The sequence below is a fragment of the Vibrio chanodichtyis genome, from assembly GCF_028863985.1.
Classification (GTDB): domain Bacteria; phylum Pseudomonadota; class Gammaproteobacteria; order Enterobacterales; family Vibrionaceae; genus Vibrio; species Vibrio chanodichtyis.
The window spans coordinates 186,613-211,988 of sequence record NZ_JARBFT010000004.1; the positions used below are offsets into that span (position 1 = coordinate 186,613).

A 25,376-nucleotide genomic window follows, 5' to 3' on the forward strand; every position below is an offset into this window, starting at 1 on the left:
TGGAATAACATATGCTTAGCCGTTTATCTTGGATTGTTTTGGTAACCTCATTATTGGTTGGGTGTAGTAGTGCGCCAGATGAGGAGCCGTCATCCCCTCAGGTGAATGACCCTTTAGAAGGTTTTAACCGACAAATGTGGACGATTAACTACGATTACCTCGATCCGTACATTGTACGTCCGGTATCGCTGTTTTATGTTGGCTATGTGCCTAAACCAGTACGTACCGGAGTTGGCAACTTTCTCTCTAACTTGGATGAGCCAGCGAGTGTCGTCAATAACCTGTTGATGGGTAATGGTTCAAAAGCCGCCGATCACTTTAACCGATTTTGGATTAATACCAGTTTGGGTTTACTGGGCATTATTGATATTGCTTCTGAAGCTGGGATCAGAAAAAGCAATGGCAAAGAGTTCAGCGATGTCGTTGGTCACTATGGGGTTGGCAATGGCCCTTACTTTATGTTCCCAGGTTATGGGCCTTATACGCTACGTCAAGTCGGTGATCTGGTCGATGGGCTTTATTTTCCACTGGTTTACCTCAATACCTGGGCTGGAATTGGTAAATGGACATTGGAAGGCATGGAGACACGAGCGGCGTTGGTGGCGCAAGAGCCTTTACTGCACAACTCGCCAGATCCTTATAGCTTAACTCGCGATGCTTTCATCCAACGTCGTAATGCTGAGGCGGAAATTCAAGTGGATGATTATGATGCGGAACAAGAAGAATATTTGGATGAGTATTTGAGCGAAGGATTATAATCATTGACCGCTTAGCTGTGGCTAAGCGGACATCACTCGACCACTAAAATACTCATTAGCAACGATATATTCAGTATTGCGGATCAATTCTTCGCGCATTTCCGACCAGTGTACCCGTTCATCATTCGCGCTGGGGACTTGGGGCACAACGCCTGCCACCCGAATATTGAACGGAGTCAGCTCTTTAGCCCAGCATTGAGTAAATCCGGACACCATCGAATTAGCACTTTCAATTCCCAACCGATCTTGTGGTGCGTTATAGCACACCACATTGACGATCACCCCTTTCGTATCGTGCTGACGCATTCTGAGTGAGCAGGTATGGCTAAAATTAAACAATGAAGAAGCAATGGTCGCTAATTGCTGAATAAATTGAGCGGCCGGTTTCTCATCGACCAAAGAGGGCAGGGGGGCGGAGGGTAAATTATTAATCAATACATCTGGCACACGATCGAATTTCTGCTCGGTAATATCAAGTAGATGCTCAATGCTTTCTGGTGAAAAATCGCACAGATGAAAATAAGCAACTTGATCTGAGATTGCACAGCAACGCTGATAAGTTTTGACTAAACCAGACAGATTGAGATCGCATAACATCACCCGTGCTCCAAGCCGCACAAAATGGATAGCTAAGGTGCTACCTAGCACTGAACTGGCAGAAGTTATTAAGATTACTGCACTTTTTATATCCATGTGTGCCACCTTTCCGTATTTTTGTGCGCTTTGTTAGCGAGGATTTCTGTAAATGAGTGTGGTTATAATAGTTGATAAAATGTGAATGCAATGTGAATGAGCTCGAGTGAGCTTAGATAATTCAAATTGAAACTCAATAGTTTGCATTCATTCACAAAAATGATTGCAGAATGTGGGTGTTTGCAGTGCGGATAATTTCATATCTGCGCGGATCAGAGAGCAACTCGTAATTGATCTTGACGGTAGGCGGTCGCAAGACGCTGATAAAAATCTTTAGCTAAGAGTGAAATCGGGGTTTTATCCGCCAGATGGCGTCGTTCGTGCCCAGAGAGATTCAAATACACCTCTTCCGGCAAGCCTTGGGTATCTTGTGGGCGATAGGTTAACGCTTCTGGAGTCAAGTAATGGCTTAGCTTAGCACTTGCCATGCCCCCTTGATGGAACTGTGCTGCTTGGTTGGCTGAAATTTGATACGAACTGTGATCATTCGCCAGCGGTTGAGGAGGCGCAAGTTCAAAACGTTGCCGTAGTAGCTGCTCAGTGGTGGGAGTCTGATCGATCTTATCTACCGGGGTGTTATCGCGAACATCATTCGAAAATAGCGCCATCAGTAGAGAGAAGTCAGCACGACGTCCTTGCGTAACGGCTTGGCTAATACCTTGGCCGAAATGCAATTCACTGATGATCGCAGCTTTGTCTAATGTGTGGACTTGCATGACACTCTCCCGTTGATGTTCATTTAACGGCACTTGAACGAAAAACTTGAGCGAGAGAGATAAAAAAGCCTGCAAAATTGCAGGCTTATGGCGTTTTATTAAGCGGATGATGCTTATTTGGCGAGGTTTTGAGCAACAAAATCCCAGTTAACCAATGCCCAGAAGCCGTTCATGTACTCAGGGCGCACGTTACGGTAGTCGATATAGTACGCATGTTCCCACAGATCAACGGTCAGTAGCGGTGTCACCCCTTCTTCCGTCAGCGGTGTCGCTGCATTAGAAGTGTTGCTGATCGCTAATGTACCATCAGCTTTTTTCACCAGCCAAGTCCAAGACGAACCAAAATTGTTGATCGCAGAATCAGTGAATTTTGCTTTGAACTCAGCAAAAGATCCGAACGCTGCATTGATGGCTTCAGCAACCGCGCCAGTTGGCTCACCACCGCCGTTTGGTGACAGACAGTGCCAGTAGAAAGTGTGGTTCCAAATCTGAGCGGCATTATTGAAAACACCACCGGTCGAGGTCTTGATGATCTCTTCTAATGATTTATTTTCAAATTGAGTGCCAAGGATCAAGCCATTCAGTTTTACCACATAAGTGTTGTGGTGCTTACCGTGGTGGAAATCCAGTGTTTCTGCTGAGATGTGTGGCTCTAGTGCGTCTTTCGCATAAGGAAGAGCGGGTAATTCAAATGCCATTGCGGATTCTCCATTGAGTGTAAAGAGAGACTTCTCTTTATGTCATTGCTTCCAGTGTATTATTTTATTCGTCACTATGACTGACTTGCCAATTAGTTTAGCAAGTTTTTACTTTATTAAAACCCCGAGTGCAGAAAAAGATCATTAAGGTCAATCAATCCCAAGCATAACCTTGCCCAGTAAACTAAGTTTAGCGCTTAACCGTGTTAATAATAGGGTTTTTATTCTCCATTATTGCTTTAGAATACGGCCATATTTGATGACATCCATTAATGAGGAAGCGATGGAAACTATTGATAAAATCAAACAGCAAATCGCCGAAAATTCGATTCTGCTTTATATGAAAGGCTCACCTAAATTGCCAAGCTGTGGTTTTTCTTCACAAGCGGCACAAGCACTGATGGCGTGTGGTGAAAAATTTGCTTATGTAGATATTCTGCAAAATCCGGATATTCGTGCGGAATTGCCAGTCTATGCGCAGTGGCCTACTTTTCCACAATTGTGGATTGAAGGCGAGTTGATCGGTGGTTGTGACATCGTGCTGGAAATGTTCCAGAAGGGTGAACTGCAAACACTGGTTAAAGAGGCGGCAGCCCGTGCCGCTAATCAAGAATAATACTGTATAAAATTACAGTTTTACTTGCGTTTATAAGGCCACATTGAGTAATGTGGCCTTAATTTTATCTGATCAATGACCACCATGAGTCGACTCTTTATTGCTGAAAAACCAAGCTTAGCGCGAGCCATTGCCGATGCTCTGCCTAAACCACACCAAAAACAGCCGGGCAGTATTCGTTGCGCGAATGGTGATGTTGTGACGTGGTGTATTGGCCATCTGCTTGAGCAAGTTGAACCGGATGCTTATGCTGAACGTTATAAAAAATGGCACATGGCCGATTTGCCGATTATTCCACAGCAGTGGCAATTAAGGCCTAGGAAATCGGCGGCTCAGCAGCTTAGCGTTGTACGCAAACTGCTTAAAGATGCGACGCAAATTATTCATGCAGGCGATCCAGACCGTGAAGGACAACTGTTAGTTGATGAAGTGTTGGATTACTGCAAAGTGCCTCAGCATAAAAAAGCCCAGGTACAGCGCTTATTGATCAGTGATTTGAACCTTGCTGCAGTAAAACGTGCTCTACAGGATTTACGCAGTAATCGTGAATTTATTCCGCTTTCGGTTTCTGCCTTAGCCCGCTCACGCGCCGATTGGCTATATGGCATGAATATGTCGCGCGCCTATACTCTGCTTGGGCAAAAAGCGGGCTATCAAGGGGTGCTTTCTGTTGGCCGGGTGCAAACACCGGTGCTGGGTCTAGTGGTGAGGCGTGATCAAGAGATCGAAAATTTTATCGCTCATGACTATTTCACACTCGATGCGCTCATCCCTTATCAAAATGCTGCGGATCAGTTTGATATCCGTGCTCGTTGGCAACCGAGTGACGCTTGTTTGCCGTGGCAGGATGAGCAAAGTCGAGTGATCAACCGTAAGCTGGTTGAGAATGTCGCCAGTCGCATCGCACATCAACCTGCCAGCGTAACCGGATCAGAGCAACAGCAAACCAAGCAAGCGGCTCCGCTGCCTTATTCACTTTCGACGCTGCAAATTGATGCAGCCAAGCGTTATAACATGAGTGCGCAGCAAGTGTTGGATATTTGTCAGGCACTGTATGAGAAACATAAATTAATCACTTATCCACGCTCTGATTGCCGTTATTTGCCTGATGAACATTGGGCCCAAGCTGCAGAGGTGGTGGCGGCGATCGCCAATAATGCCCATGAGCTGACAACGGCTGTACAGCAGGCCGATTTATCGTTGCGTTCTAAAGCGTGGAATGACCGTAAGGTCGATGCTCATCATGCGATTATCCCCACCCCAAAACAGGCCGCGCTGAATCGGTTGTCTAGCTATGAGTTGAAAGTGTATCAGCTGATTGCTCGTCAATATTTAATGCAATTTTATCCAGCCGCCGTGTACGCAGAGGCAAAGTTAGTGTTTAACATCGCTGGTGGCACTTTTATCGCCAAAGGGCGTCAATTGCTCAGTGCGGGCTGGAAAGCATTAACCGGTTGTCAAGATGAGCAAGTCGAGGGTGTAGATAAAGTGCCACCTCTGCCTATCGGGACTGTACTGCAGTGTCGAGAGGGGGAGATCAAACAAAAGCAAACGGAGCCGCCTCGTCATTTTACTGAAGCAACGCTGTTGCAAGCGATGACTGGGATTGCTCGTTTTGTCGCGGATCAAGATCTGAAGAAAATTCTCCGTGAAACCGATGGATTAGGCACGGAAGCAACCCGTGCTGGTATTCTCGATACCTTATTTAAGCGTGGCTTATTACAGCGTGATAGTAAGCTGATTAAAAGCTCTCCCGCTGGTCGGGGCTTGATTGAAGCATTACCCAGTGAAGCCACTTACCCAGATATGACGGCGCATTGGGAGCATCAACTGCAAGCTATCGCAGAGAAAGGCCAAGCTTACCAACCCTTTATGCAGACCTTACAGCATCGGCTTGAACAATTGATCGAGCAAGTTAAAATTGCGCCAATACCTACGGCATTACAATCTTTACCCGCGGTCAGCAAGCCTACTTTTAAACGCACACGGCGTACTTCGAAGAATCAACGTCAAGCTAGAAAACGTAATTGATTGGATTAACTGCTGGGGATGAAGTAGGGGCATTATTCTGTTGCGAAGAAGGGAAGTTGACGCGAGCATCGTCGATGCTAGAAGGATGCTGAAATAACCACATATGTATCACCTATTTGTATTAGGTGACATTTGATCGTCTTAAAACGAAAAAAGCCCTTGATAAATCAAGGGCTTGAATGTGGCGGAGAGATAGGGATTTGAACCCTAGGATAGCTATTAACCATCGCCGGTTTTCAAGACCGGTGCTTTCAACCACTCAGCCATCTCTCCTTTTGTGCGGGCATAATATCGAGCTGATACTCACTTGTAAAGCCCCCAATAAACCGTTTGCTGCAATTATGTACACTTGGCTGCGATTTTTATCACTAAGCGTCATTTTGTACATTGATTAAAACGGAAAAGGGGAGTTTCTTAGAAACTCCCCTTTAGGTGTATGGTCGGACTGAGAGGATTTGAACCTCCGACCCCCGACACCCCATGACGGTGCGCTACCAAGCTGCGCTACAGTCCGATGCGCGTAATCTAATAACTTTTGTGTAAGGCGTCAAGCCTAGCTTGGCTTAAAATAATGAATTTAATTGTCTTTTGCGTAAAAACGCTGCAATTCAGTCAAACCTTGCATTAATACCGGTAGGGTCGGTGTTGTCTGTTTTAGGCGCTGGTATTCATTATCATAGACTTTAAAATTGCCAAACTTATCAATCACGGTGGTGTTTTGATCGGTTATTAAAGCCAACTCTCGGGCATCACCCGCAAGGATCCATTTGCGCTTACTTTCATTAAATAGATTTTTACCACTACTGTAATCTATCGGGTTGGATGAAACCCCAAGCAGATCTTGCATTAGAGTAACCGAGAAGTCGAGATGGCTAGAGCGGTGCGCGTAGGTACCAGCAATTCTGCCTGGCCAGTGGATCACCATTGGTACTTGCAGTTGATAGCGACTGTAGTTGCTGTCCGAACCCCAAGTATTGGTTTTGGTTTCGTTAAATTCGGTGCCGTGGTTAGAGGTCAGCACAATCACGGTGCTTTCGGCTAAGCCAAGCGTATTGAGCTGCTCAAGTAACTGGTTTAAGACTTGGTCAGCTTGGGTCACGGAGCGGTTATAGCTTGCGCGTAAGCGCTGTTCGGTGGAACCCTGTACAGGCGCATCGGTGAGATCGGAAAATTCTTCAAGCGTGGTCAATTCGAGATAGCTAAACCAAGGTTTTTTCTGAACGGAAGGTAGCCATTCTGCCCACATGTTTACCACTTGTTGATCGAAGGTATGCTGATTATCTACTGCGATTTTGGCCCGCTTTAATGTTCTAAATAGCGTTTCTTGATAAAGAGGATCGGCAAAATCATTGCCACTAAATAACCCAAATTGATAATCATTTTTTCTCATGATATCAATAAATAGCGGTGCACTGCCTTGGACACGAACACTGCTTGCGTAGGTGCTAGGTAAGCCATAGAACAAACCAAAGACCCCAAACATATCGTTGCTGGAACTGTAGTGGTTGGTAAAGTTGAGGTTTTGGTTGGCAAATTGATAAGCGGTTGGCATCAGATCTGGGGTTAAGGCATCCGCGCGCAGATTGTTAATGCTCACGATCAGCACGTTGAGGTTATTGGCGCGACGATTAAACTCTAACGGCTCCAATGGATAAGCCAGTACATCGATCTCGTTACTCTGCTCCGCCAGTCGCTTAGTGTACTCTTCTCTATCAAGTAAGCCGTGTTTTTCCATAAACGATTTGGCCGTCATCGGATAGGAGAGTGGGAAGTTAGCCCGTTGGCTGGTCACCGGTGCATATAGATAGGCATCGGACCAGACATAAATTAGATGGCTAGCAATAAAACTCACAAAAAACACCCCAGCGATTGGGCGTCCAATGCGCTTGTGCGATAGTTTGCGCTGCTTGCGCCATACCCATTCAGAGAGGCCAAGTTCAAGTAAAAAGATCAGCGGTAAAACCACAAACAGATGTTGTAAATCGGCATTGACGCTGCTGGTTTCATCGCTAAATAGCAACTCCCAAACCACCGGATTTAGATGCAGGTTAATGATCTGGTACGCTTGAGTGTCAATCAATAGTACCGTCAAGCCAAGTGTTGAGAAGCAAACGGCGAGAAAACGAAATAAGCTGCGTGATGGAATGATAAAGGTCAGAGGAAAAAGCACGAGCAGGTAGAGCGCGAAAACCAGAAAACCAAAATGGCCAATCCACGATAGGGTCAAATAGAGTTGCCCAAGCAGGGTTTCTGGCCAAGGTGATTGGGAAAGGTATCGCGTACCAATTAAGATAGCGGCGATGATATTAAAGAAGGCAAACCAATGCCCCCAACCAACTAAACGAGAAACTCGATCACCGTATGTATTTTCGCTGTCTACCATGTGCTTTTTCTATTAATAGGTTAAATGGGTCATTTAGCTTTGCAAAGACGAGATTAATGCTTGTGCGAATTTTTCTGCAATTATTTTACGCTGCCCTGCGGCAACATTTTGATTGAGTATATTGGTGGCAACATTACCCACCACCATTAAGGTGAGCTCTGGCGATGCATGGTGTTTATCGAGTACCGCAGCAATTTCAGTCAGAATGGTTTCAACGTGTTGGTCACTGTATTTCGATGTAATAGGCATATTGACTCTGATGATGATAGTAAAAGCGGCTTATGATACCCTAGTATGCCTGACAACTGAAACCACAACGATGATTATTTCACTATGAGCCTATTCCTTTCTAACGTGATTTTGCACCAACTGCGTAAAAATGATAACGATGAATTAGAGGTCAATTATCGCGCTGAATCTTTGCCTAATGATGCGTCCACCGAAAATTTGGTGGCGGAGTTACATCGTATTTTTAATGCCAAAGCAGGTAAAGGTTTCGGTTGCTTTAAATCAGACAGTGAGTTTCAGCTTTGGTTGCAAGAGATGCGTCGTGGCAGCTTACCCTTTTACCCTTTTTCACAGCAAAGCGCGCAGCGTCTGAAAAATGAGCTAGCCAAATACCCTTTCGCTGATGAAGGCATTTTAGTCATGGCGGAATATCAATCTTTGGCCACCGATTATCTGTTTATTGGTTTGCTACCGCTTAATCAAAGTTTGAAAGTCACCGAGGGACTAGAGATTAGCGCGACCGACTATCTGGATATCAATAAAATGGATATTGTGGCGCGGATTGATCTCTCTAGCTATGAGACGGACCAAGAGTCCAAGCGTTACCTGAGTTACATTAAAGGCCGAGTTGGGCGCAAAGTGGCCGATTTTTTCCTCGATTTTCTGCAAGCCGATATTGGTTTGGATACTAAGCAGCAAAACCAAGTATTGATGCAAGCGGTAGAAGATTTCTGTACGGATGCCAAGTTCGAAAAAGAGGAAACGATCAGTTATAAGAAGCAGGTGTACGAATACTGTAACGATCAAATCAAAGCTGGTGATGAGGTTAAGGTGCAAGAACTTTCTGGTGAGTTGCCAGCCAGTCATGAAGGGATCAATTTTTTCGATTTTACCCGTGAGCAAGGCTATCAATTAGAAGAGAGTTTCCCCGCGGATCGCTCAACCGTGCGTAAACTCACCAAATATGTTGGTGCAGGTGGTGGCTTAAATCTCAGCTTTGATAGTGTGTTACTTGGTGAGCGGGTGTTCTACGATCCAGAAACCGACACTTTGACCATCAAAGGGACACCGCCCAATCTGCGTGACCAACTGACGCGTCTACGCTAATCGGATATTTGCGGTGGCAAGCATGCCGTGCTAGCCCCGCAATTCGATCGACTGATATCGCTAGTCGAATAGGTAAAAAAAAAGAGCGCTTGCAAGCGCTCTTTTTTGTCATCCGTAAGGATGATGCTTGTTTTGCAGCAAGGTCTCGTTACGCCGCCGTGCTCACTGTTTCAGGCGCATCAGTCGGTGACAGGTCCGCAGATGCTGTGGGTTCACATTTATCCACAAACCATCCGCAGTAAGAGGTCACGATCGTAACGATAATGCACACAAAGCTTAGCCACATAAATGGCGCGTAGGAGAGGGTAGCCACTCCCAAAATACTCGCCATATAGATACCATTATCACTCCAAGGCACCATCCCTGAAGTTAACGTGCCGCCGAACTCCGCATTACGAGAGAGGTTTTTGCGTTGGTAGCCAAGCCGATCATAGTTTTTGGCACAAATTTTAGGGGTCAGGATCAGCGAAACATACATTGCAGAACCAAATACGTTACCCATAAACGCAGTGCCAATCGTGCTGGTGGCCAATGAGCCGGCACTGGTTACGCGACGTTCAAACAGTTTCGCGATGGTTTCAAGTACACCTACTTTATCTAACAGGCCGCCAAAACCGAGACCGAAGACGATCACCGCTACCGAGCCGAGCATGGATGACATGCCACCACGGTTGAGGATCGCATCAATAAAGCTTACGCCAGATTCGATATGGTAGGGAGCCCATGCAGTATTAAACGCCGCTAGGAAATCGACATCTTGGATCATCACCGCCCAAACAATACCGAGTAGTGAACCAAAACTGATCACTGGGAAAGAAGGCATGCGCATCGCAAGCAAACTTAGCACGATCAGTACGGGTACAAACGAATAAGGGGTGATGTAGAACTGTTGTTCCATCGCGACAATCACGCTCTCAACTTGAGACATATCAACATTGCCAGCGTAGTGGAAACCAAACAGCGTAAACAAAATACCGGTAATGATATAGCTGATCAGCGCAATCGGCAGCATGCCTTTGATGTGTTCCATCACTTCAACATTCGACATCGATGAAGCCAAGATCACCGAATCGGAAAGTGGTGACATCTTATCGCCAAAGTAACAGCCAGACAGAACCGCACCTGCGGTAATTGGTGCTGGAATGCCAAGACCTTGACCGATCCCCATCATGGCGATACCTGCAGTACCGGCGGCGCCCCATGAGGTGCCGGTAGCCAGAGCAGTTAACGAGCAAATCACCATGGTCGCCAGTAAAAAGATCGAAGGGTGGATCGCTTGTAGGCCGTAATAAATAATGGTGGGTACAATGCCACCAGCAATCCAGGTACCGACTAGGGCACCGACCGCCAGTAGGATCAGGACTGCACCTAAACCATTGCCAATACCATTTAAGGCGGCGGCCTCTAATTCTTTATATTTATGACCTAAGCGGATGCCTAAGGTCATGACAATAAACCAGCCGATGTACAGCGCAAGCTGGATAGGTAAATCTAACTGCGCAGTAAATGAAAACGCGAGCAACAAAAATAAGCCAAGCGCGATGATCACTTGGGTTAAGCTTGGTAGGCGTTGTGGGGCTTGTAACATAGTAAGAGCCTCTTATCCAATCGTTAGTAAGGAGTCAGGGTGTCCTTATTGAGTCGGCGGGCACTTTACCGTAGTTAAAATAATATATCGACATTAAAGCTTCTTGTTGTGATTTATATCGTCCAAATGGTTAATTTGTGGTGTTTGCTGTTGTTATTTTGCGCCATTAATGAAAGTAAATGTTTTGTAGAGTGGTTTTATTGTGTAACAGTAAGTTGTTTTTTGGTAAAAATTGACGTTAATGCTCTAATTTGACCAAAAATGCTTCTTTTAAGGCATCGAGTATCGAAAGTGCGATAAGTAGCAAGGAAGGATAGGAAAAAGTTCACTGATTTACTAAGAAACGCTTGAGATTTAAGACTGAACCACTTATAGATGAAGCCAGTAATTTGACATTGGATCTACACGGAGAGTATAGGAAATGAGAGTAGGTTTAGTAGGTTGGCGTGGCATGGTCGGCTCAGTTTTGATGCAACGCATGGTAGAAGAGCGCGATTTTGATCTGATTGAGCCCGTTTTTTTCAGCACATCGCAAATTGGTATCCCTGCACCAAATTTTGGTAAAGACGCAGGAATGCTACAAGATGCGTTTGATATTGAAAGTCTCAAACAGCTTGATGCGATCATTACTTGCCAAGGTGGCAGCTATACCGAAAAAGTGTATCCAGCCTTGCGTCAAGCCGGTTGGAAAGGTTATTGGATTGATGCCGCTTCTACGTTGCGTATGGATAAAGAAGCAATCATTACCTTAGATCCGGTTAACCTAAAACAGATTTTGCATGGTATTGACCACGGCACCAAAACCTTTGTTGGTGGTAACTGTACCGTGAGCTTGATGCTAATGGCATTAGGTGGCTTATATGAACGCGGCTTAGTCGAGTGGATGAGTGCGATGACTTATCAAGCGGCTTCTGGTGCTGGCGCGCAAAATATGCGTGAATTAATTTCGCAGATGGGCGTGATTAATGATGCGGTTAGCTCTGAGCTCGCCAATCCGGCCAGTTCGATTTTGGATATTGATCAAAAAGTGGCCGACACTATGCGTTCGAGCGCTTTCCCGACCGATAATTTTGGTGCGCCTTTGGCCGGCTCGCTGATCCCTTGGATTGATGTTAAACGTGATAATGGCCAGAGCAAAGAAGAGTGGAAAGCGGGAGTTGAAGCCAACAAAATTCTTGGTTTACAACACGCTCCAGTACCGATTGACGGCACTTGCGTGCGCATTGGAGCGATGCGTTGCCATTCTCAGGCATTGACGATCAAACTCAAACAGAATGTTCCACTGGATGAAATTGAAGAGATGATTGCTACGCATAACGATTGGGTGAAAGTCATCGCTAATGAGCGTGACATCACCGCTCGTGAGCTGACGCCAGCCAAAGTGACTGGTACGCTCTCTGTGCCAGTTGGTCGTTTACGTAAAATGAGCATGGGCGATGATTTCCTCAATGCTTTCACAGTGGGTGACCAATTACTGTGGGGTGCTGCTGAGCCACTGCGCCGTACGTTACGTATTATTTTGGCTGAAAAGGCGGCTTAACGGCGTGCCATATTTATCCCTGAAGACTAAAAAGCGCCGTTAGGCGCTTTTTTTATGGCATTCTTTTTTTACGGAGGATTTGGTGTGGGGTAAGGATGGATCGGTTTATAACGCTAAGCCTGGGAATAAGTTACGTAATCCATTGGCGATAAACTCAACCCCCAGCGCACCTAGGATTAGGCCCATGATCCGGGTAATGACGTTGATCCCAGTCTGGCCCAGTAGTCTGACAATATAAGGCGCGGAGCGAAACAGTAACCAAGAGCAAAAACTAAACGCGACAATGGTCAAAATAATGCCGACCGTATCTAGCATAGTGGGATAGCGAGACCCATATACGATGGTTGAGCTGATCGCGCCTGGGCCAGCCATCAGTGGCATGGCAAGTGGTACCACCGCAATTTGCTCGCGGCTGATGTATTCCGATTTCTCTTGCTTATTTTGTTTATCTTCACCGAGCTTACCGCTCATCATCGAAAAAGCGATGCTCATCAGCAGTAATCCACCCGCGATTCGGAAAGAATCAAGGGAAATACTAAACAGATCCAACAACATCTGGCCGGCGAGTAACGCAATGGTCAGGATAATCGCGACCGCAATATTGGCGGTGGCGGCGGTTTTATTTTTCTCTTCCAATGTCATATGACTGGTGAGAGAAACGAAAACGGGCATGATGCCAACCGGATTTACCGCAGCAACTAAGCCAAGGAAGAATTGAAGAAAAATAGCAATTTCAAAGCTTTGCATGATGAAGTCTCGTAACCATCAAAGGGACCTAAAGAAGCGTAGGTAATGTAAGTCAAAGATAGCAAAAGAACGAATGAAAAAAATTGGGTCGCCACGGATTATTGGGTGAGAAAAACTAATTGATGACTCATGCTGCCAAGGTAAAGAGCCCTCTGCTTTCCCATGTGAACGATGGTAATTGTTTCTACATGTCATTAATTGGGTGTTTTTTTGTAAAAAACACTCGAGATCTGGTGGTTGTCGGCATAATCTCTATACTCTGACTAGCACGTCATCTCCCTCCCAGAAGTGGTGTTGGCGTATAAAAATGAAACTTTTTTACAAGATATGTAGTTTTTTTAGCACGTTAGAATTTAAGTGATATTTTTTTGACCAGTCGCTTTTTTCGGTTTAATTATATTTAATTCAATGTGTTATGCTTGGTTTGTTCTGGCAGCTACCTCTTGTGAGGTAATTAATTTTTCATAACTGATCTGAGTCAATTTTTTTCACAGTCTGAAATATTATACTCAGCCGTGAAAGCAATTTACTAAGTTGGTTGTCAGTTAAACCTTTACGGTAAGGTGAAAACCAGTTACGCAGACTTACTAAAGAGTTTTTAACATTTTTTTATTTTAGGAGATTCATTATGCCTGTTACTAATCTGGCTGAACTTGATGCTCTGGTTGCTCGCGTTAAAGCGGCACAAGCAGAATTTGCTACTTTCTCACAAGAACAAGTAGACAAAATTTTCCGCGCAGCATCATTGGCAGCAAACCAAGCGCGTATCCCGCTAGCACAAATGGCGGTAGAAGAATCGGGCATGGGTATTGTTGAAGATAAAGTAATCAAAAACCACTTTGCTTCTGAGTTTATCTACAACAAATACAAAGATGAAAAAACCTGTGGCATCTTAGAAGAAGATGACAACCTTGGTACCATGACCATCGCTGAGCCAGTAGGCATCATCTGTGGTATCGTTCCAACCACTAACCCAACTTCAACCGCAATCTTCAAATCACTGATTTCTCTGAAGACTCGTAACGGCATCATCTTCTCTCCACACCCACGTGCAAAAAATTCAACCAACGCAGCAGCGAAACTGGTTCTGGATGCAGCAATCGCAGCGGGTGCACCGAAAGATATCATCGGCTGGATCGATCAACCATCAGTTGAGCTATCTAACGCGCTAATGAAGCATGATGGCATTGCACTGATCCTTGCGACCGGTGGCCCAGGCATGGTGAAAGCAGCATACTCTTCTGGTAAACCAGCGATCGGTGTAGGTGCGGGTAACGTTCCTGTGGTTATCGATGAAACTGCAGATATCAAACGTGCGGTTGCCTCTATCCTGATGTCAAAAACTTTCGACAACGGTGTAGTGTGTGCTTCTGAGCAAGCGGCTATCGTTGTGAGCGAAGTGTACGAAGAAGTGAAAGAGCGTTTCGCAACACATAAAGCTCATGTATTAAGCAAAGCTGACGCTGACAAAGTGCGTAAAGTTCTGCTGATCGATGGTGCTCTGAACGCGAAAATCGTAGGTCAACCAGCAGCAGCTATCGCTGAAATGGCTGGCGTGAAAGTACCTGCGGATACCAAAGTACTGGTTGGTGAAGGTCTGGGTAAAGTCTCTTATGACGATGAATTCGCTCATGAAAAACTGTCTCCAACTCTAGGTCTATTCCGTGCTGACAACTTCGAAGACGCTGTTGCTCAAGCGGTAACTATGGTTGAAATCGGCGGTATCGGTCACACTTCAGGCCTGTACACTGATCAAGATGTAAACGCAGATCGTATTCGTTACTTCGGTGACAAACTGAAAACTGCCCGTATCCTGATCAACATCCCAACCACTCACGGTGGTATCGGTGACCTGTACAACTTCAACGTTGCACCGTCTCTGACTCTGGGTTGTGGTTCTTGGGGGGGTAACTCAATTTCTGAGAACGTAGGTCCTAAGCACCTAATCAACAAGAAAACTGTTGCGAAGCGAGCTGAAAACATGTTGTGGCACAAACTACCTAAGTCTATCTACTTCCGTCGTGGTAGCCTTCCAATCGCACTGAGCGACCTAGAAGGTAAAAAACGCGCATTCCTAGTAACAGACCGTTTCCTATTCAACAACGGTTATGCTGATGACGTGGTTGCCCTGCTGAAAGCGCAAGGTATGGAAGTGCAAACATTCTTCGAAGTAGAAGCGGATCCAACGCTATCTGTAGTAGAGAAAGGCGCTGCAGCAATGCAAAGCTTCCAACCAGATGTGATCCTAGCTCTAGGTGGTGGTTCACCAATGGATGCTGCGAAGATCATGTGGGTAATGTACGAGCACCCAGAAACGCATTTCGCAGAGCTAGCAATGCGCTTTATGGATATCCGTAAACGTATCTACAAGTTCCCGAAAATGGGTCAAAAAGCAGAATTGGTATGTATCACTACCACTTCAGGTACAGGTTCAGAAGTTACGCCATTTGCGGTTGTTACTGACGACAAAACTGGTGCTAAGTACCCACTGGCAGACTACGAACTGACTCCTCAAATGGCGATCGTAGATGCGAACCTAGTGATGAATATGCCTAAGTCGCTGACCGCTTTCGGTGGTTACGATGCAGTAACTCACGCGCTAGAAGCTTACGTATCTGTTCTTGCGAACGAATACTCGGATGGTCAGGCTCTGCAAGCACTTAAGATGCTGAAAGAATACCTACCTTCTAGCTACGCAAACGGCGCGAAAGATCCAATCGCTCGTGAAAAAGTACACAACGCGGCAACGATTGCTGGTATCGCATTTGCTAACGCATTCTTGGGTGTATGTCACTCAATGGCGCACAAAATCGGTGCTGAGTTCCACCTGCCACACGGCTTGGCGAACGCGCTGCTGATTGCTAACGTAGTACGTTACAACGCGAACGACAACCCAACTAAACAAACTGCATTCTCTCAATACGACCGTCCACAAGCACGTCGTCGTTATGCAGAAGTGGCTGACCATTTAGGTCTGAGCCAAGCGGGTGACCGTACTGCACAGAAAATTGAGCGTCTGCTAGCTTGGTTGGATGAGCTGAAAGCGAACCTGGATATTCCAATGTCTATCCAAGCCGCTGGCGTAAACGAAGCTGATTTCCTTGCGAAAGTTGATGGATTAGCGGTTGAAGCGTTTGATGACCAATGTACTGGTGCAAACCCACGTTACCCACTGATTGCTGAACTGAAAGAAGTTCTGCTGGCTTCTTTCTACGGTAAGCCTTTCGTTGAAGGTCAAACTTTCGAAGGTACCACCGTTATCGTAAAGAAAGCGGATCAAGAAGCAGCGAAAGTAGCGCCAAAAGCAAAAAAATAATGTGATTGGTTTTCGCTAGCACGAAACAAATATCAAACCCTCCTGATGGAGGGTTTTTTTATGGGCGATTGATTGGTGTTCACCGACAAACGTCACACCGAGATAGAATATTCAATTCGCCACTGAACGGTGAATAGGTAGCTGTCTTGGCCAATGATTGACGTAGTGGCTGGTGAGCATTTGAAGTTCCAAGTGAGCAATACAGATTTTTAATACTCTTGCTAGCTGGTATGTGTTTCGCCAGTGCCTTGCCGTTAACCAGCATAGTAGAATATTAGGCGATTGACGGGGAAGCGTCTTAATGACTTTACCGAGTGAATCGGAGTTCAAGGCTCATTGTATTCTCATCGGTTGCTCAAGTTCGCCCAAGATCGGCTTATCTTGTCTTTTGTTGCCTATGTCGCTCGGCTGTTTACCTTTCAGCACAAGTCATTTTCCAGCCCGATGATATACCCATCCTACTTGACGTTGTAGCGGTGTTGACTAGCACTCTACAAACCTCATCACAGAGTTGATCTATGCTCAGAGGTTTTGTGTGTAGTGGTACAGGTCGTTTACCGCCTACCTGCATCTTCAAGTTGTTTGGGTATATTCCATCGCACATCCCTCTAACTCTCACTTGATGGTTTTAGTCAATCTCAAATGCCACAGCATGGTGTGCGTAAATTACGGGACTAAGATGCAAATATAAAAAATGCACATAAAAAAAGGGCTGCGAATGCAGCCCTTGTGGTCGGTATTGGTTAATTAGCTTAGTGGCTTTGTCATTGCGGCGCTTGCTTGACTACGCGCGGCTTGACTACCAGCACCACGTGCGGAATAACGCTCAGCACGGAATGGTGCTGGGTTAACCTGCACTTCACGGATCTCATTTGAGCCGGACGCTTTAGTCATCGGTGACGAAGCGCTTGGCTGTTCAATCACAGCTTTCGCACGACGCGGTTGGTGGCTGACCTTAGCAACTTTCACAACTTTTAATGGTTCAGTCGGTTGTTCGGTTACTGCTACGGCTTCAACCACGGTTGGTGCCACGGCAGCTGGTGCCGCATCAATCGTAGCTGAAGATGAAACTTCAACCGCGATTGGTGCAGCCACTACGTCTTGCTCGCGAGTTGAAACAACCGTTTCAGCAACTGTTTCAACGACAGGTTCTGCGATCACTACTGGCTGTTGTGCGATAGGGGTGGCGGATACCACTGGTTCGCGGCGTAGGATCACTTTACCCATACTCATTTCAGGGCAAGCAAAACCACCAAGAGTTGGTGCTGTTGCTACGGCTATATTTTGATCGACAATCACCTGATCCATTTGCTCTACTGGTTGCTCAGTTACAGTTACAACATCATGGCGAGATTGTGGACGTGGCGCTAAATCATAACGCGGCATCACTTTACCCATCGCCATTTCTGGTGATGCAACACCCCCTTTGCGCAGACGGAATGGGTTAGGGCGACGATCACGACCACGGCGGCGACGTTGACCACTTGCACGCAAGTGGCGTGGTGAACGGCGATTGCGACGTTGTTTTTGATCATCTTGATTTGAGTCAGTAACGTCTTCTACTGCTGGCAGAGTATGCGATTCTGCAGCTTCAAGCGACTCACTAGTGCTCATTGCTGACAAAGGATCCAGCTCTTCATTCGCCACTTGATCTTTAACGCGGATCTGTTTTGGCAGTTTGCGACGCTGACGACGCTCTTTAACTACCGCTACTTTTTCTTCTTTTGGCTCTGCAACTTTGACTTCTTGCTGTGCTTCCGCGGCCAGTTGGCGACCTTGCTCAAGCAGTTTAGCGCTCTTGCTGTCATCGCGTTTGTTACGGCGATCTTGTCGCTCTGCACGTTCGGTTTCTACGCGCTCATTACGTTCTGGCTTTGGTTTGCGATCTTGTGGCTTGCGATTATGGTTGGTCGCCTCTTTCTCATTGCGATCGCTGTTTTCCTCATTGGTGCGACGACGGTTTCTATCGCGAGGGTTACGACGACGGTCATTGTTACGCTCGTTGCGTTCACGGCGCGGTTTATCTTGCTGATTGTTGGTTGCCGCAGGTGTTGCTGCTGTTTCCACTGCTGGCGCTGGCGAGAACAGGTTCGCTAATGCGGTAAACAAACGGCTGAACAAGCCAGGTTGAGTCGGCGCTGCCGTTTTCGCAGGTTGTGGTTCAGCTTTGGCTTTTGGTGCTGGAGCGGGTATGGCTTCGGCAGGTTCTGCGAAGCCTTTTAGTACCGGCTCTTCAATGCGTTTTGGCTTAAGTTCGACATCTGGTGTCTCTTTGCCTTCCGCTTCTTTCATCGCTTCAAGCTTTTTCGGGATCAAGTAAGACAGGATGTCTTGCTCTTCACCGTCACGCACGCGGATCACGTCAAAGTGCGGGGTTTCCATCTCTGAATTCGGCACGATAGTGATACGAACATCTTGATTTTTCTCAATATGATTCACTGAGCGACGTTTTTCGTTCAACAAATAAGAGGCAATCGAGACCGGCACCACGGCAAGAACCTGCGAGGTATTGTCTTTCAGGGCTTCTTCTTCAATCAAACGCAGCACTGATAGCGCTAATGATTCATTGTCACGAATCACGCCGGTACCAGTACAACGAGGACAGATGTGGTGGCTAGCTTCGGCCAAAGATGGGCTTAGTCGCTGACGAGACATCTCCAATAAACCAAAGCGAGAAATACGGCCGATTTGTACACGAGCACGATCAACACGCACCGCTTCACGCAGACGGTTTTCAACTTCACGTTGATGGCGAACTGGAGTCATATCAATGAAATCGATCACCACCAGACCACCGAGGTCACGCAGTCGTAATTGACGTGCAATCTCTTCCGCGGCTTCCAAGTTGGTATTGAGCGCAGTCTCTTCAATATCGCCGCCTTTGGTCGCGCGAGCGGAGTTGATATCAATCGAGGTCAATGCTTCGGTTGGATCGATGACAATAGAGCCACCAGAAGGCAGACGAACTTCACGTTGGAACGCCGATTCAATCTGGCTTTCGATTTGGAAATGGCTAAACAGTGGCACTTCGCCTTCGTATTTTTTGACACGATTGACAAAGTCAGGGCGCACTAAGCGAATATGCTCAAGAGCACGTTCGTAGATGCTGGTACTGTCGATCAGAATTTCACCGATGTCACGGCGCAAGTAATCACGGATTGCACGAACAATCACGTTGCTTTCTTGATGGATCAGGAATGGTGCTGGGTTGGAATCCGAAGCCTGTTTAATCGCACTCCAGTGTTTAAGTAGTACGTTTAAGTCCCACTCCAGCTCTTCTGCACTTTTACCAACACCGGCGGTACGAACAATAAGGCCCATACCTTGTGGCAATTCCAGTGAACTGAGTGCGGATTTTAACTCGGTACGCTCATCACCTTCAATGCGACGAGAAATACCGCCCGCACGAGGGTTATTCGGCATCAGTACCAGATAGCTACCTGCCAGCGAAATAAAGGTGGTCAGAGCTGCGCCTTTACTACCGCGCTCCTCTTTTTCGATCTGTACGATCACTTCTTGGCCTTCGTTCAAAACATCTTTGATGTTAGGACGACCTTGGTAGCTATAACCGCTAGGGAAGTATTCACGCGCAATTTCTTTAAGAGGGAGGAAACCGTGTCGTTCAGCACCGTAGTCAACAAATGCAGCTTCAAGACTGGGTTCAATACGGGTAATGCGGCCTTTGTAGATATTGGCTTTTTTCGATTCGTGTCCTGGGCTTTCAATATCCAGATCGAACAGACGTTGGCCATCAACCAACGCGACACGCAACTCTTCTTTTTGAGTTGCGTTAATTAGCATTCTCTTCATTTAAAAATCTCATGTTCTTATATAGTTTTGATTCTTGTTTTTGTTGCTGTGTTTCGTTTTCACGGTGCCAGATCCCATGGCTTTTTCGATACAGCCTCCCGGCTGGAGGGGATGCTCTAGGGCACATCAGTATTCACAAGCTAGCAATAGCCTGTAAACCGCAATAAAGGCGGAAAGTACTCAACATGAAAGGCGACGAGTAGAGCAACAAAAAGTCTCAAATTCGGTGTCTTACGCCATGTGCTGCACTCAATTTTTCAACTCACTACTCACTAACTTGCTAGAAATTGAACAGTAAATAACAAAATGCTACCAGTTCAGCTCTTGCAGCTGTGAACTATAGCAGTGACAGCTAAAGTCAGCAATCAGCTTTCCAAGCTAGTGTGAATTATTTGCAGGAGATTAAAAAAGAGTAGGGAATAACCTATTGTCCAATGCTGGAAATAAGTGTGAAAAATGACTTATCACTATCTCTACCAGTAATTTAACGCGCAATATTTGTGCTAATTTATTGAAATGGTGCTGCCATCGCGTGAAGATCTAATGAAAATAAATTTTTGTTGCTAAGAAAATGTGATTTTAGCGTGATTCCAGATAGAATAACGCCATGAATGAAATTAGAACTCAAGTCCAGCTCATCGATATTGATGAAGATATGGCAGGTCAGCGCATTGATAATTTTTTGCGCAACCAATTAAAAAGCATCCCTAAAAGCGTAGTTTATCGCATTCTGCGTAAGGGTGAGGTGCGCGTGAATAAAAAGCGCGTTAAAGCGGAATACAAACTGGCCGCCGGCGATGTAGTGCGCGTGCCACCTGTCACGCTAGAAGTGAAAGAGGATCAGCCAGCAGCGCCGAATACCAAACTCAATAAAGTGGCAGAATTAGAACACTGCATTGTCTATGAAGATGAACATTTGTTGATCCTCAATAAGCCTTCGGGGACCGCGGTACACGGTGGCAGCGGTTTACATTTTGGTGCGATTGAAGCATTACGTGCTTTACGTCCGCAAGCGCGTTTTCTTGAACTGGTGCACCGGATTGACCGAGATACCTCGGGAATTTTGCTGGTGGCCAAAAAGCGTTCCGCACTGCGTCATTTGCAAGCTCAGTTTCGCGAAAAAACGGTGCAGAAATACTACTATGCACTAGTGATGGGGCGCTGGGATCCGGAGTGCCGGGTCGTAAATGCGCCGTTACTAAAAAATGAAGTCAACAGTATCGTGCGTGTCAATCCAAACGGTAAACCTTCGGAAACGCGATTTCGCATTGTTGAGCAGTTTAGTGAAGCGACCTTAGTGCAAGCGAGTCCCGTAACTGGGCGCACGCACCAAATCCGTGTCCATACCCAATATATGGGGCATCCAATTGCGTGGGATGATCGCTATGGCGATCGCCGTTTTGATGCTTACACGGCCAAGTTTGGGATTGAACGGCTGTTCTTGCATGCGGCGAACATTCAGTTTGTTCATCCAGCCAGCGAGCAGAAGCTAGATATTCACGCGCCATTAACGGCAAACCTTGAGCAAGCGCTAAACCAACTGCGCCAAGCTCAATCATCGCCAGAGCTGTAAGGAATAACCCTAACTCATAAATTGATGCGCGGTATTCACGTGGACTCACAGGGCGATTTATCGCGCTGTGAGTCATCCACGGTTTAAATCACATTAACCCCTTCTTGTTCAAGCAGATTAATCAATTTAATCAGCGGCAGACCAATCAGCGAATTGGGGTCATCACCTTCTAATCGCTCAAACAGGGCAATGCCTAGTCCTTCACTCTTAAAACTGCCAGCACACTCCAGTGGTCGCTCGACCGCCACATAGTTGCGGATCATTGATTCAGACAAGGTTCGAAAATGAACCGTAAACGTATCGTAAACCACCTGAATTTTCTGGGTTTGGTTATTAAAAAGGGCGAGTCCAGTATAAAAGGTGATCGCTTTGCCACTTTGTCGTGACAGTTGCTCCACCGCCTTTTCTATGGTTAAGGGTTTGCCGATGATTTGACCGTCAATCACGCACACCTGATCGGAGCCAATCACTAAACTCGGTTCAGGCAAAAAACAGCTGCGTGCTTTGTGTTCGGCTAAACGCATCACCAATTGGATTGGGCTTTCACCGATTAAAGGCGTTTCATCACAATCGGGTTTCGCACTAACAAAAGGTAGCTTGAGTTTGGTCAGAATTTGTTGGCGAAATGGTGAGGTGGAAGCTAAAACTAGTTGGTAATTTTGCATTTTACTTTACAATCATCGCGTGTTTGACAGCAGCATAACGTATCCTAATGCGCTGTTCATAATGCTCTCTGTGGAAAGGGAAAAAAAACTAAGTTTTTTGCCTTTTTCTTTGACTAAACCTGTTTTGGAAGATAATATTCGCGCCCTATGCAAAAGGTAAAAATACCGCGAACGGTTGATCCAGCTAAAGCGGCTCAGAAGAGATTAGATTTTGATGGCATCATCCAAATCAGTCTGTTCAAGCGCTTAGAGGAGTCAGTCGCAGGCGTTAAACGCGACGCTGAAGTTTCATTGTCATTTGAGATTGATGAACAGCAACTCGTTGTTATCTCTGGTAAAGCTAACATCGAAGTTGATTTAGAGTGTCAGCGCTGTAACGAGGTTTTCGCACATGAGTGTGAAGTTGACTTTACTTATACCCCTTATTTAGGGCGTAAAAGTGAAGAAGACGCCCCAGACGAGTATGATTTGGTAGATCTAAACGAGTTTGGTGAGGTTAACCTAGTTCAGTTAGTTGAAGACGAGTTCATCTTAAATTTGCCTCAAGTTGCAATGCATGACGAAGCGGATTGTAGCGTTGATTCAGACAATTTGGTGTTTGGTGAACTTCCAGAAGAAGTTTTGGAAGAGAAACCGAATCCATTCGATGTTTTAAAAAGCTTGAAGAAGTAATTCGCTAAGCATTCTTAACATAGGAGTAGGGTCAATGGCCGTACAACAAAACCGTAAAACACGTTCAAGACGTGGTATGCGTCGTTCACACGATGCGCTAACTGCTGCAGCGCTATCTGTAGACGCAACTTCAGGTGAAACTCACCTACGCCACAATGTAACTGCTGAAGGTTACTACCGTGGTAAAAAGGTTATCAACAAGTAAGGTTGACCTTTGCAAAATTTAACCGTTGCACTTGATGCAATGGGCGGGGACTTCGGTCCACGCGTTACAGTGCCTGCCGCCGTGCAGGCACTGTCACATTTCCCAGAGCTAAAAGTGATCTTAGTGGGTGATCAACATCAGATCGCTCAACAACTCTCCCTACTTGGTTATTCTGCCAATGCTCGTTTAAGTATTGTGCACAGTGACCGAGTTATCTCTAACTCTGAAAAACCTTCGTTGGCATTACGCAATAGTGCTGGTAGTTCCATGGGTATGGCGATTGATCTGGTTGCCGATAACCAGGCGGATGCTTGTGTCAGTGGTGGTAACACCGGTGCCCTGATGGCGCTATCCCGTTTTCGTCTTAAACTGTTACCTGGTATTGATCGTCCGGCGTTGGTTTCTGCTTTACCTACGGTATCCGGCGGTAAAACTTGGATGCTGGATCTCGGTGCCAATGTGTCGAGTGATGCGGATTCTTTGTTCCAATTTGCGGTGATGGGAGCGGCGCTAGCTGAGCAACATTTACGCCACGCACCTAGAGTTGCCATTTTAAATATCGGCGCAGAAGAGATTAAAGGTAATGACCTGGTTAAGCGCTGCGCGGAGATGCTGACCCAAACCCAAGAGATCAATTTCATTGGTTATATTGAGGGCAATCAGCTATTAACCAATAGCGCAGATGTGATAGTGTGCGATGGCTTTGTGGGAAATGTCTGCCTTAAAGCGTGTGAAGGAACAGCGCAACTCTTTATCGATAAGTTAAAAAAATCGCTTTTAGCCTCATCCATAAAGGGTTGGATTGCAAGAAAACTGTTTTCTGAGCTCTTTACTGAATTAAAAACCCTGAACCCCGACCAGTATAACGGCGCAAGTTTGCTAGGATTGCGCGGCATTGTCATTAAGAGTCATGGAAGTGCTGATGTATCCGCTGTTGTCAATGCAATTTGTGAGGCGGTGCATGAGGTGAAACGACAAGTACCCAGCCGTATAAGCGATCGTTTGGAAGCGGTTTTACTCGAGAGGCATTATTAGTCTTCATGTATAGCAAAATTTTAGGTACTGGCAGCTACTTGCCATCTCAGGTGCGTACTAACGCAGATTTAGAGAAAATGGTAGAGACCAGTGATGAGTGGATTGTTGCTCGTACTGGTATCCGCGAACGTCGCATTGCCGCTGACAATGAAACGGTGGCCGATATGGCTTTCTATGCGGCACAAAATGCGATAGCAATGGCCGGTATCGATAAAAATGATATTGATATGATTATCGTTGCCACCACCAGTGCGAGTCACGCTTTCCCCTCCGCTGCTTGTCAAGTGCAAGGTAAGCTGGATATTAAAGGTTGCCCTGCATTTGATTTGGCGGCCGCTTGCTCTGGTTTTATGTACGCGCTCTCGATTGCCGATCAACAGGTTAAATCTGGGGCATGTAAAAATATTTTGGTGATCGGTGCGGATGCACTGTCCAAAACTTGTGATCCGACCGATCGCTCCACGGTTATTTTGTTTGGTGATGGCGCAGGTGCCGTAGTGGTTGGAGCCAGCAATGAGCCAGGTATTCTTTCAACGCATATCCACGCCGATGGTCAATTTGGTGATTTATTGAGCCTTGAAGTGCCTGAACGTGGTGGCAGCAGTGATAAATGGCTGCACATGGCGGGTAACGAAGTATTCAAAGTGGCAGTGACACAACTGTCTAAATTGGTGGTCGATACGCTGCAAGCCAATAACATGGATAAATCAGAGCTGGATTGGTTGGTTCCCCATCAGGCTAACTATCGGATTATCTCGGCGACAGCGAAAAAACTGGCTATGTCATTAGATCAAGTGGTGGTCACGCTAGACCGCCACGGCAATACGTCGGCAGCGACAGTGCCAACGGCATTGGATGAAGCGGTACGTGATGGGCGTATTCAGCGCGGGCAAACTCTATTGCTCGAAGCGTTTGGTGGCGGTTTCACTTGGGGCTCGGCGCTGGTGAAATTCTAAATCCACAATCAATGTTGATTTTAAGGAGTCGTAAGGCTC

At 46.2% G+C, this 25,376-nt stretch carries 20 protein-coding genes and 2 tRNA genes; 11 read left to right on the plus strand and 11 right to left on the minus strand.

Features of this window, described 5'->3' with window-relative positions; all coding sequences use genetic code 11:
* The first annotated feature begins 11 nt into the window (after positions 1–11).
* Complete coding sequence (locus PUN32_RS06170; RefSeq protein WP_274722256.1) at positions 12–758, plus strand: MlaA family lipoprotein; 747 nt, start codon at positions 12–14, stop codon at positions 756–758.
* A gap of 21 nt (positions 759–779) precedes the next feature.
* Here the strand turns inward: PUN32_RS06170 and PUN32_RS06175 are convergent, their stop codons facing one another.
* The 3 genes from PUN32_RS06175 to sodB all read right to left on the minus strand — a co-directional run bounded on the left by PUN32_RS06175 (position 780) and on the right by sodB (position 2,865).
* Positions 780–1,451, minus strand: a complete 672-nt coding sequence (locus PUN32_RS06175; RefSeq protein WP_274722257.1) for an SDR family oxidoreductase — start codon at positions 1,449–1,451, stop codon at positions 780–782.
* Between the two features lie 212 nt (positions 1,452–1,663).
* Entirely contained in the window at positions 1,664–2,167 is a 504-nt protein-coding gene (locus PUN32_RS06180; RefSeq protein ID WP_274722258.1) for a VC2046/SO_2500 family protein, read from the minus strand.
* A gap of 113 nt (positions 2,168–2,280) precedes the next feature.
* Complete coding sequence (sodB, locus tag PUN32_RS06185; protein ID WP_274722259.1) at positions 2,281–2,865, minus strand: superoxide dismutase [Fe]; 585 nt, start codon at positions 2,863–2,865, stop codon at positions 2,281–2,283.
* Between the two features lie 283 nt (positions 2,866–3,148).
* On the opposite strand from sodB, the gene PUN32_RS06190 reads away from it, so the two are divergent.
* Positions 3,149–3,481 (plus strand): Grx4 family monothiol glutaredoxin, encoded by a 333-nt coding sequence (locus PUN32_RS06190; protein WP_274722260.1) that lies wholly within the window; start codon positions 3,149–3,151, stop codon positions 3,479–3,481.
* Between the two features lie 84 nt (positions 3,482–3,565).
* A complete protein-coding gene (locus PUN32_RS06195; RefSeq protein WP_274722261.1) occupies positions 3,566–5,512 on the plus strand; it encodes a DNA topoisomerase III in 1,947 nt (648 codons plus the stop codon).
* A 182-nt stretch (positions 5,513–5,694) separates the two neighbouring features.
* On the opposite strand, the gene PUN32_RS06200 is transcribed toward PUN32_RS06195, so the two are convergent.
* The 4 genes from PUN32_RS06200 to PUN32_RS06215 all read right to left on the minus strand — a co-directional run bounded on the left by PUN32_RS06200 (position 5,695) and on the right by PUN32_RS06215 (position 8,144).
* Positions 5,695–5,785 (minus strand) — tRNA-Ser (locus tag PUN32_RS06200).
* 164 nt (positions 5,786–5,949) lie between these two features.
* A tRNA-Pro gene (locus tag PUN32_RS06205) sits at positions 5,950–6,026 on the minus strand.
* A 63-nt stretch (positions 6,027–6,089) separates the two neighbouring features.
* Positions 6,090–7,895: a DUF3413 domain-containing protein gene (locus PUN32_RS06210; RefSeq protein ID WP_274722262.1), complete on the minus strand. Its 1,806-nt coding sequence runs from the start codon at positions 7,893–7,895 to the stop codon at positions 6,090–6,092.
* A gap of 33 nt (positions 7,896–7,928) precedes the next feature.
* Positions 7,929–8,144 (minus strand): YejL family protein, encoded by a 216-nt coding sequence (locus PUN32_RS06215; RefSeq protein WP_166013310.1) that lies wholly within the window; start codon positions 8,142–8,144, stop codon positions 7,929–7,931.
* An 84-nt stretch (positions 8,145–8,228) separates the two neighbouring features.
* Here PUN32_RS06215 and yejK point away from each other — a divergent pair, with 84 nt between their 5' ends.
* The gene (gene yejK / locus PUN32_RS06220) at positions 8,229–9,230 is read left to right on the plus strand and encodes a nucleoid-associated protein YejK (protein WP_274722263.1); all 1,002 of its coding nucleotides are present in this window, start codon (positions 8,229–8,231) and stop codon (positions 9,228–9,230) included.
* Positions 9,231–9,378: 148 nt separating this feature from the next.
* Here the strand turns inward: yejK and nhaC are convergent, their stop codons facing one another.
* Positions 9,379–10,818 (minus strand): Na+/H+ antiporter NhaC, encoded by a 1,440-nt coding sequence (gene nhaC, locus PUN32_RS06225; RefSeq protein ID WP_274722264.1) that lies wholly within the window; start codon positions 10,816–10,818, stop codon positions 9,379–9,381.
* A 421-nt stretch (positions 10,819–11,239) separates the two neighbouring features.
* On the opposite strand from nhaC, the gene asd reads away from it, so the two are divergent.
* Positions 11,240–12,358 carry an aspartate-semialdehyde dehydrogenase gene (gene asd / locus PUN32_RS06230; protein WP_274722265.1) on the plus strand — a complete coding sequence of 373 codons (1,119 nt, stop codon included), beginning with the start codon at positions 11,240–11,242 and terminating at the stop codon, positions 12,356–12,358.
* A 105-nt stretch (positions 12,359–12,463) separates the two neighbouring features.
* Here asd and PUN32_RS06235 read toward each other — a convergent pair whose 3' ends face one another.
* Positions 12,464–13,105, minus strand: a complete 642-nt coding sequence (locus tag PUN32_RS06235) for a YchE family NAAT transporter (RefSeq protein ID WP_166013306.1) — start codon at positions 13,103–13,105, stop codon at positions 12,464–12,466.
* Between the two features lie 628 nt (positions 13,106–13,733).
* Between PUN32_RS06235 and adhE the strand changes: the two genes are divergently transcribed.
* Entirely contained in the window at positions 13,734–16,421 is a 2,688-nt protein-coding gene (adhE, locus tag PUN32_RS06240; protein ID WP_274722266.1) for a bifunctional acetaldehyde-CoA/alcohol dehydrogenase, read from the plus strand.
* A 747-nt stretch (positions 16,422–17,168) separates the two neighbouring features.
* On the opposite strand, the gene rne is transcribed toward adhE, so the two are convergent.
* Positions 17,169–20,231, minus strand: coding sequence for a ribonuclease E (gene rne, locus PUN32_RS06245; protein WP_274722267.1), 3,063 nt, complete (start codon positions 20,229–20,231; stop codon positions 17,169–17,171).
* 607 nt (positions 20,232–20,838) lie between these two features.
* On the opposite strand from rne, the gene rluC reads away from it, so the two are divergent.
* Positions 20,839–21,804: a 23S rRNA pseudouridine(955/2504/2580) synthase RluC gene (gene rluC / locus PUN32_RS06250; protein ID WP_274722268.1), complete on the plus strand. Its 966-nt coding sequence runs from the start codon at positions 20,839–20,841 to the stop codon at positions 21,802–21,804.
* A gap of 83 nt (positions 21,805–21,887) precedes the next feature.
* On the opposite strand, the gene PUN32_RS06255 is transcribed toward rluC, so the two are convergent.
* Positions 21,888–22,469 (minus strand): Maf family protein, encoded by a 582-nt coding sequence (locus tag PUN32_RS06255; protein WP_274722269.1) that lies wholly within the window; start codon positions 22,467–22,469, stop codon positions 21,888–21,890.
* Positions 22,470–22,616: 147 nt separating this feature from the next.
* Here PUN32_RS06255 and yceD point away from each other — a divergent pair, with 147 nt between their 5' ends.
* From yceD to PUN32_RS06275, 4 genes are read left to right on the plus strand one after another with little or no spacing between them, the layout of a single operon-like run.
* Positions 22,617–23,141, plus strand: a complete 525-nt coding sequence (gene yceD, locus PUN32_RS06260; protein WP_166013295.1) for a 23S rRNA accumulation protein YceD — start codon at positions 22,617–22,619, stop codon at positions 23,139–23,141.
* A 34-nt stretch (positions 23,142–23,175) separates the two neighbouring features.
* Positions 23,176–23,346 (plus strand): 50S ribosomal protein L32, encoded by a 171-nt coding sequence (gene rpmF / locus PUN32_RS06265; protein WP_000290732.1) that lies wholly within the window; start codon positions 23,176–23,178, stop codon positions 23,344–23,346.
* A 9-nt stretch (positions 23,347–23,355) separates the two neighbouring features.
* A complete protein-coding gene (gene plsX, locus PUN32_RS06270) occupies positions 23,356–24,381 on the plus strand; it encodes a phosphate acyltransferase PlsX (protein WP_274722282.1) in 1,026 nt (341 codons plus the stop codon).
* Positions 24,382–24,386: 5 nt separating this feature from the next.
* Positions 24,387–25,337, plus strand: a complete 951-nt coding sequence (locus tag PUN32_RS06275) for a beta-ketoacyl-ACP synthase III (protein ID WP_274722283.1) — start codon at positions 24,387–24,389, stop codon at positions 25,335–25,337.
* Positions 25,338–25,376 lie beyond the last annotated feature (39 nt).

What these genes read in the sequence shown, in the direction of transcription:
- PUN32_RS06170 (WP_274722256.1), top strand. Translation starts at nt 12, where the DNA reads ATGCTTAGCCGTTTATCTTGGATTGTTTTGGTAACCTCATTATTGGTT.
- PUN32_RS06175 (WP_274722257.1), bottom strand. Translation starts at nt 1,451, where the DNA reads ATGGATATAAAAAGTGCAGTAATCTTAATAACTTCTGCCAGTTCAGTG.
- PUN32_RS06180 (WP_274722258.1), bottom strand. Translation starts at nt 2,167, where the DNA reads ATGCAAGTCCACACATTAGACAAAGCTGCGATCATCAGTGAATTGCAT.
- sodB (WP_274722259.1), bottom strand. Translation starts at nt 2,865, where the DNA reads ATGGCATTTGAATTACCCGCTCTTCCTTATGCGAAAGACGCACTAGAG.
- PUN32_RS06190 (WP_274722260.1), top strand. Translation starts at nt 3,149, where the DNA reads ATGGAAACTATTGATAAAATCAAACAGCAAATCGCCGAAAATTCGATT.
- PUN32_RS06195 (WP_274722261.1), top strand. Translation starts at nt 3,566, where the DNA reads ATGAGTCGACTCTTTATTGCTGAAAAACCAAGCTTAGCGCGAGCCATT.
- PUN32_RS06210 (WP_274722262.1), bottom strand. Translation starts at nt 7,895, where the DNA reads ATGGTAGACAGCGAAAATACATACGGTGATCGAGTTTCTCGTTTAGTT.
- PUN32_RS06215 (WP_166013310.1), bottom strand. Translation starts at nt 8,144, where the DNA reads ATGCCTATTACATCGAAATACAGTGACCAACACGTTGAAACCATTCTG.
- yejK (WP_274722263.1), top strand. Translation starts at nt 8,229, where the DNA reads ATGAGCCTATTCCTTTCTAACGTGATTTTGCACCAACTGCGTAAAAAT.
- nhaC (WP_274722264.1), bottom strand. Translation starts at nt 10,818, where the DNA reads ATGTTACAAGCCCCACAACGCCTACCAAGCTTAACCCAAGTGATCATC.
- asd (WP_274722265.1), top strand. Translation starts at nt 11,240, where the DNA reads ATGAGAGTAGGTTTAGTAGGTTGGCGTGGCATGGTCGGCTCAGTTTTG.
- PUN32_RS06235 (WP_166013306.1), bottom strand. Translation starts at nt 13,105, where the DNA reads ATGCAAAGCTTTGAAATTGCTATTTTTCTTCAATTCTTCCTTGGCTTA.
- adhE (WP_274722266.1), top strand. Translation starts at nt 13,734, where the DNA reads ATGCCTGTTACTAATCTGGCTGAACTTGATGCTCTGGTTGCTCGCGTT.
- rne (WP_274722267.1), bottom strand. Translation starts at nt 20,231, where the DNA reads ATGAAGAGAATGCTAATTAACGCAACTCAAAAAGAAGAGTTGCGTGTC.
- rluC (WP_274722268.1), top strand. Translation starts at nt 20,839, where the DNA reads ATGAATGAAATTAGAACTCAAGTCCAGCTCATCGATATTGATGAAGAT.
- PUN32_RS06255 (WP_274722269.1), bottom strand. Translation starts at nt 22,469, where the DNA reads ATGCAAAATTACCAACTAGTTTTAGCTTCCACCTCACCATTTCGCCAA.
- yceD (WP_166013295.1), top strand. Translation starts at nt 22,617, where the DNA reads ATGCAAAAGGTAAAAATACCGCGAACGGTTGATCCAGCTAAAGCGGCT.
- rpmF (WP_000290732.1), top strand. Translation starts at nt 23,176, where the DNA reads ATGGCCGTACAACAAAACCGTAAAACACGTTCAAGACGTGGTATGCGT.
- PUN32_RS06275 (WP_274722283.1), top strand. Translation starts at nt 24,387, where the DNA reads ATGTATAGCAAAATTTTAGGTACTGGCAGCTACTTGCCATCTCAGGTG.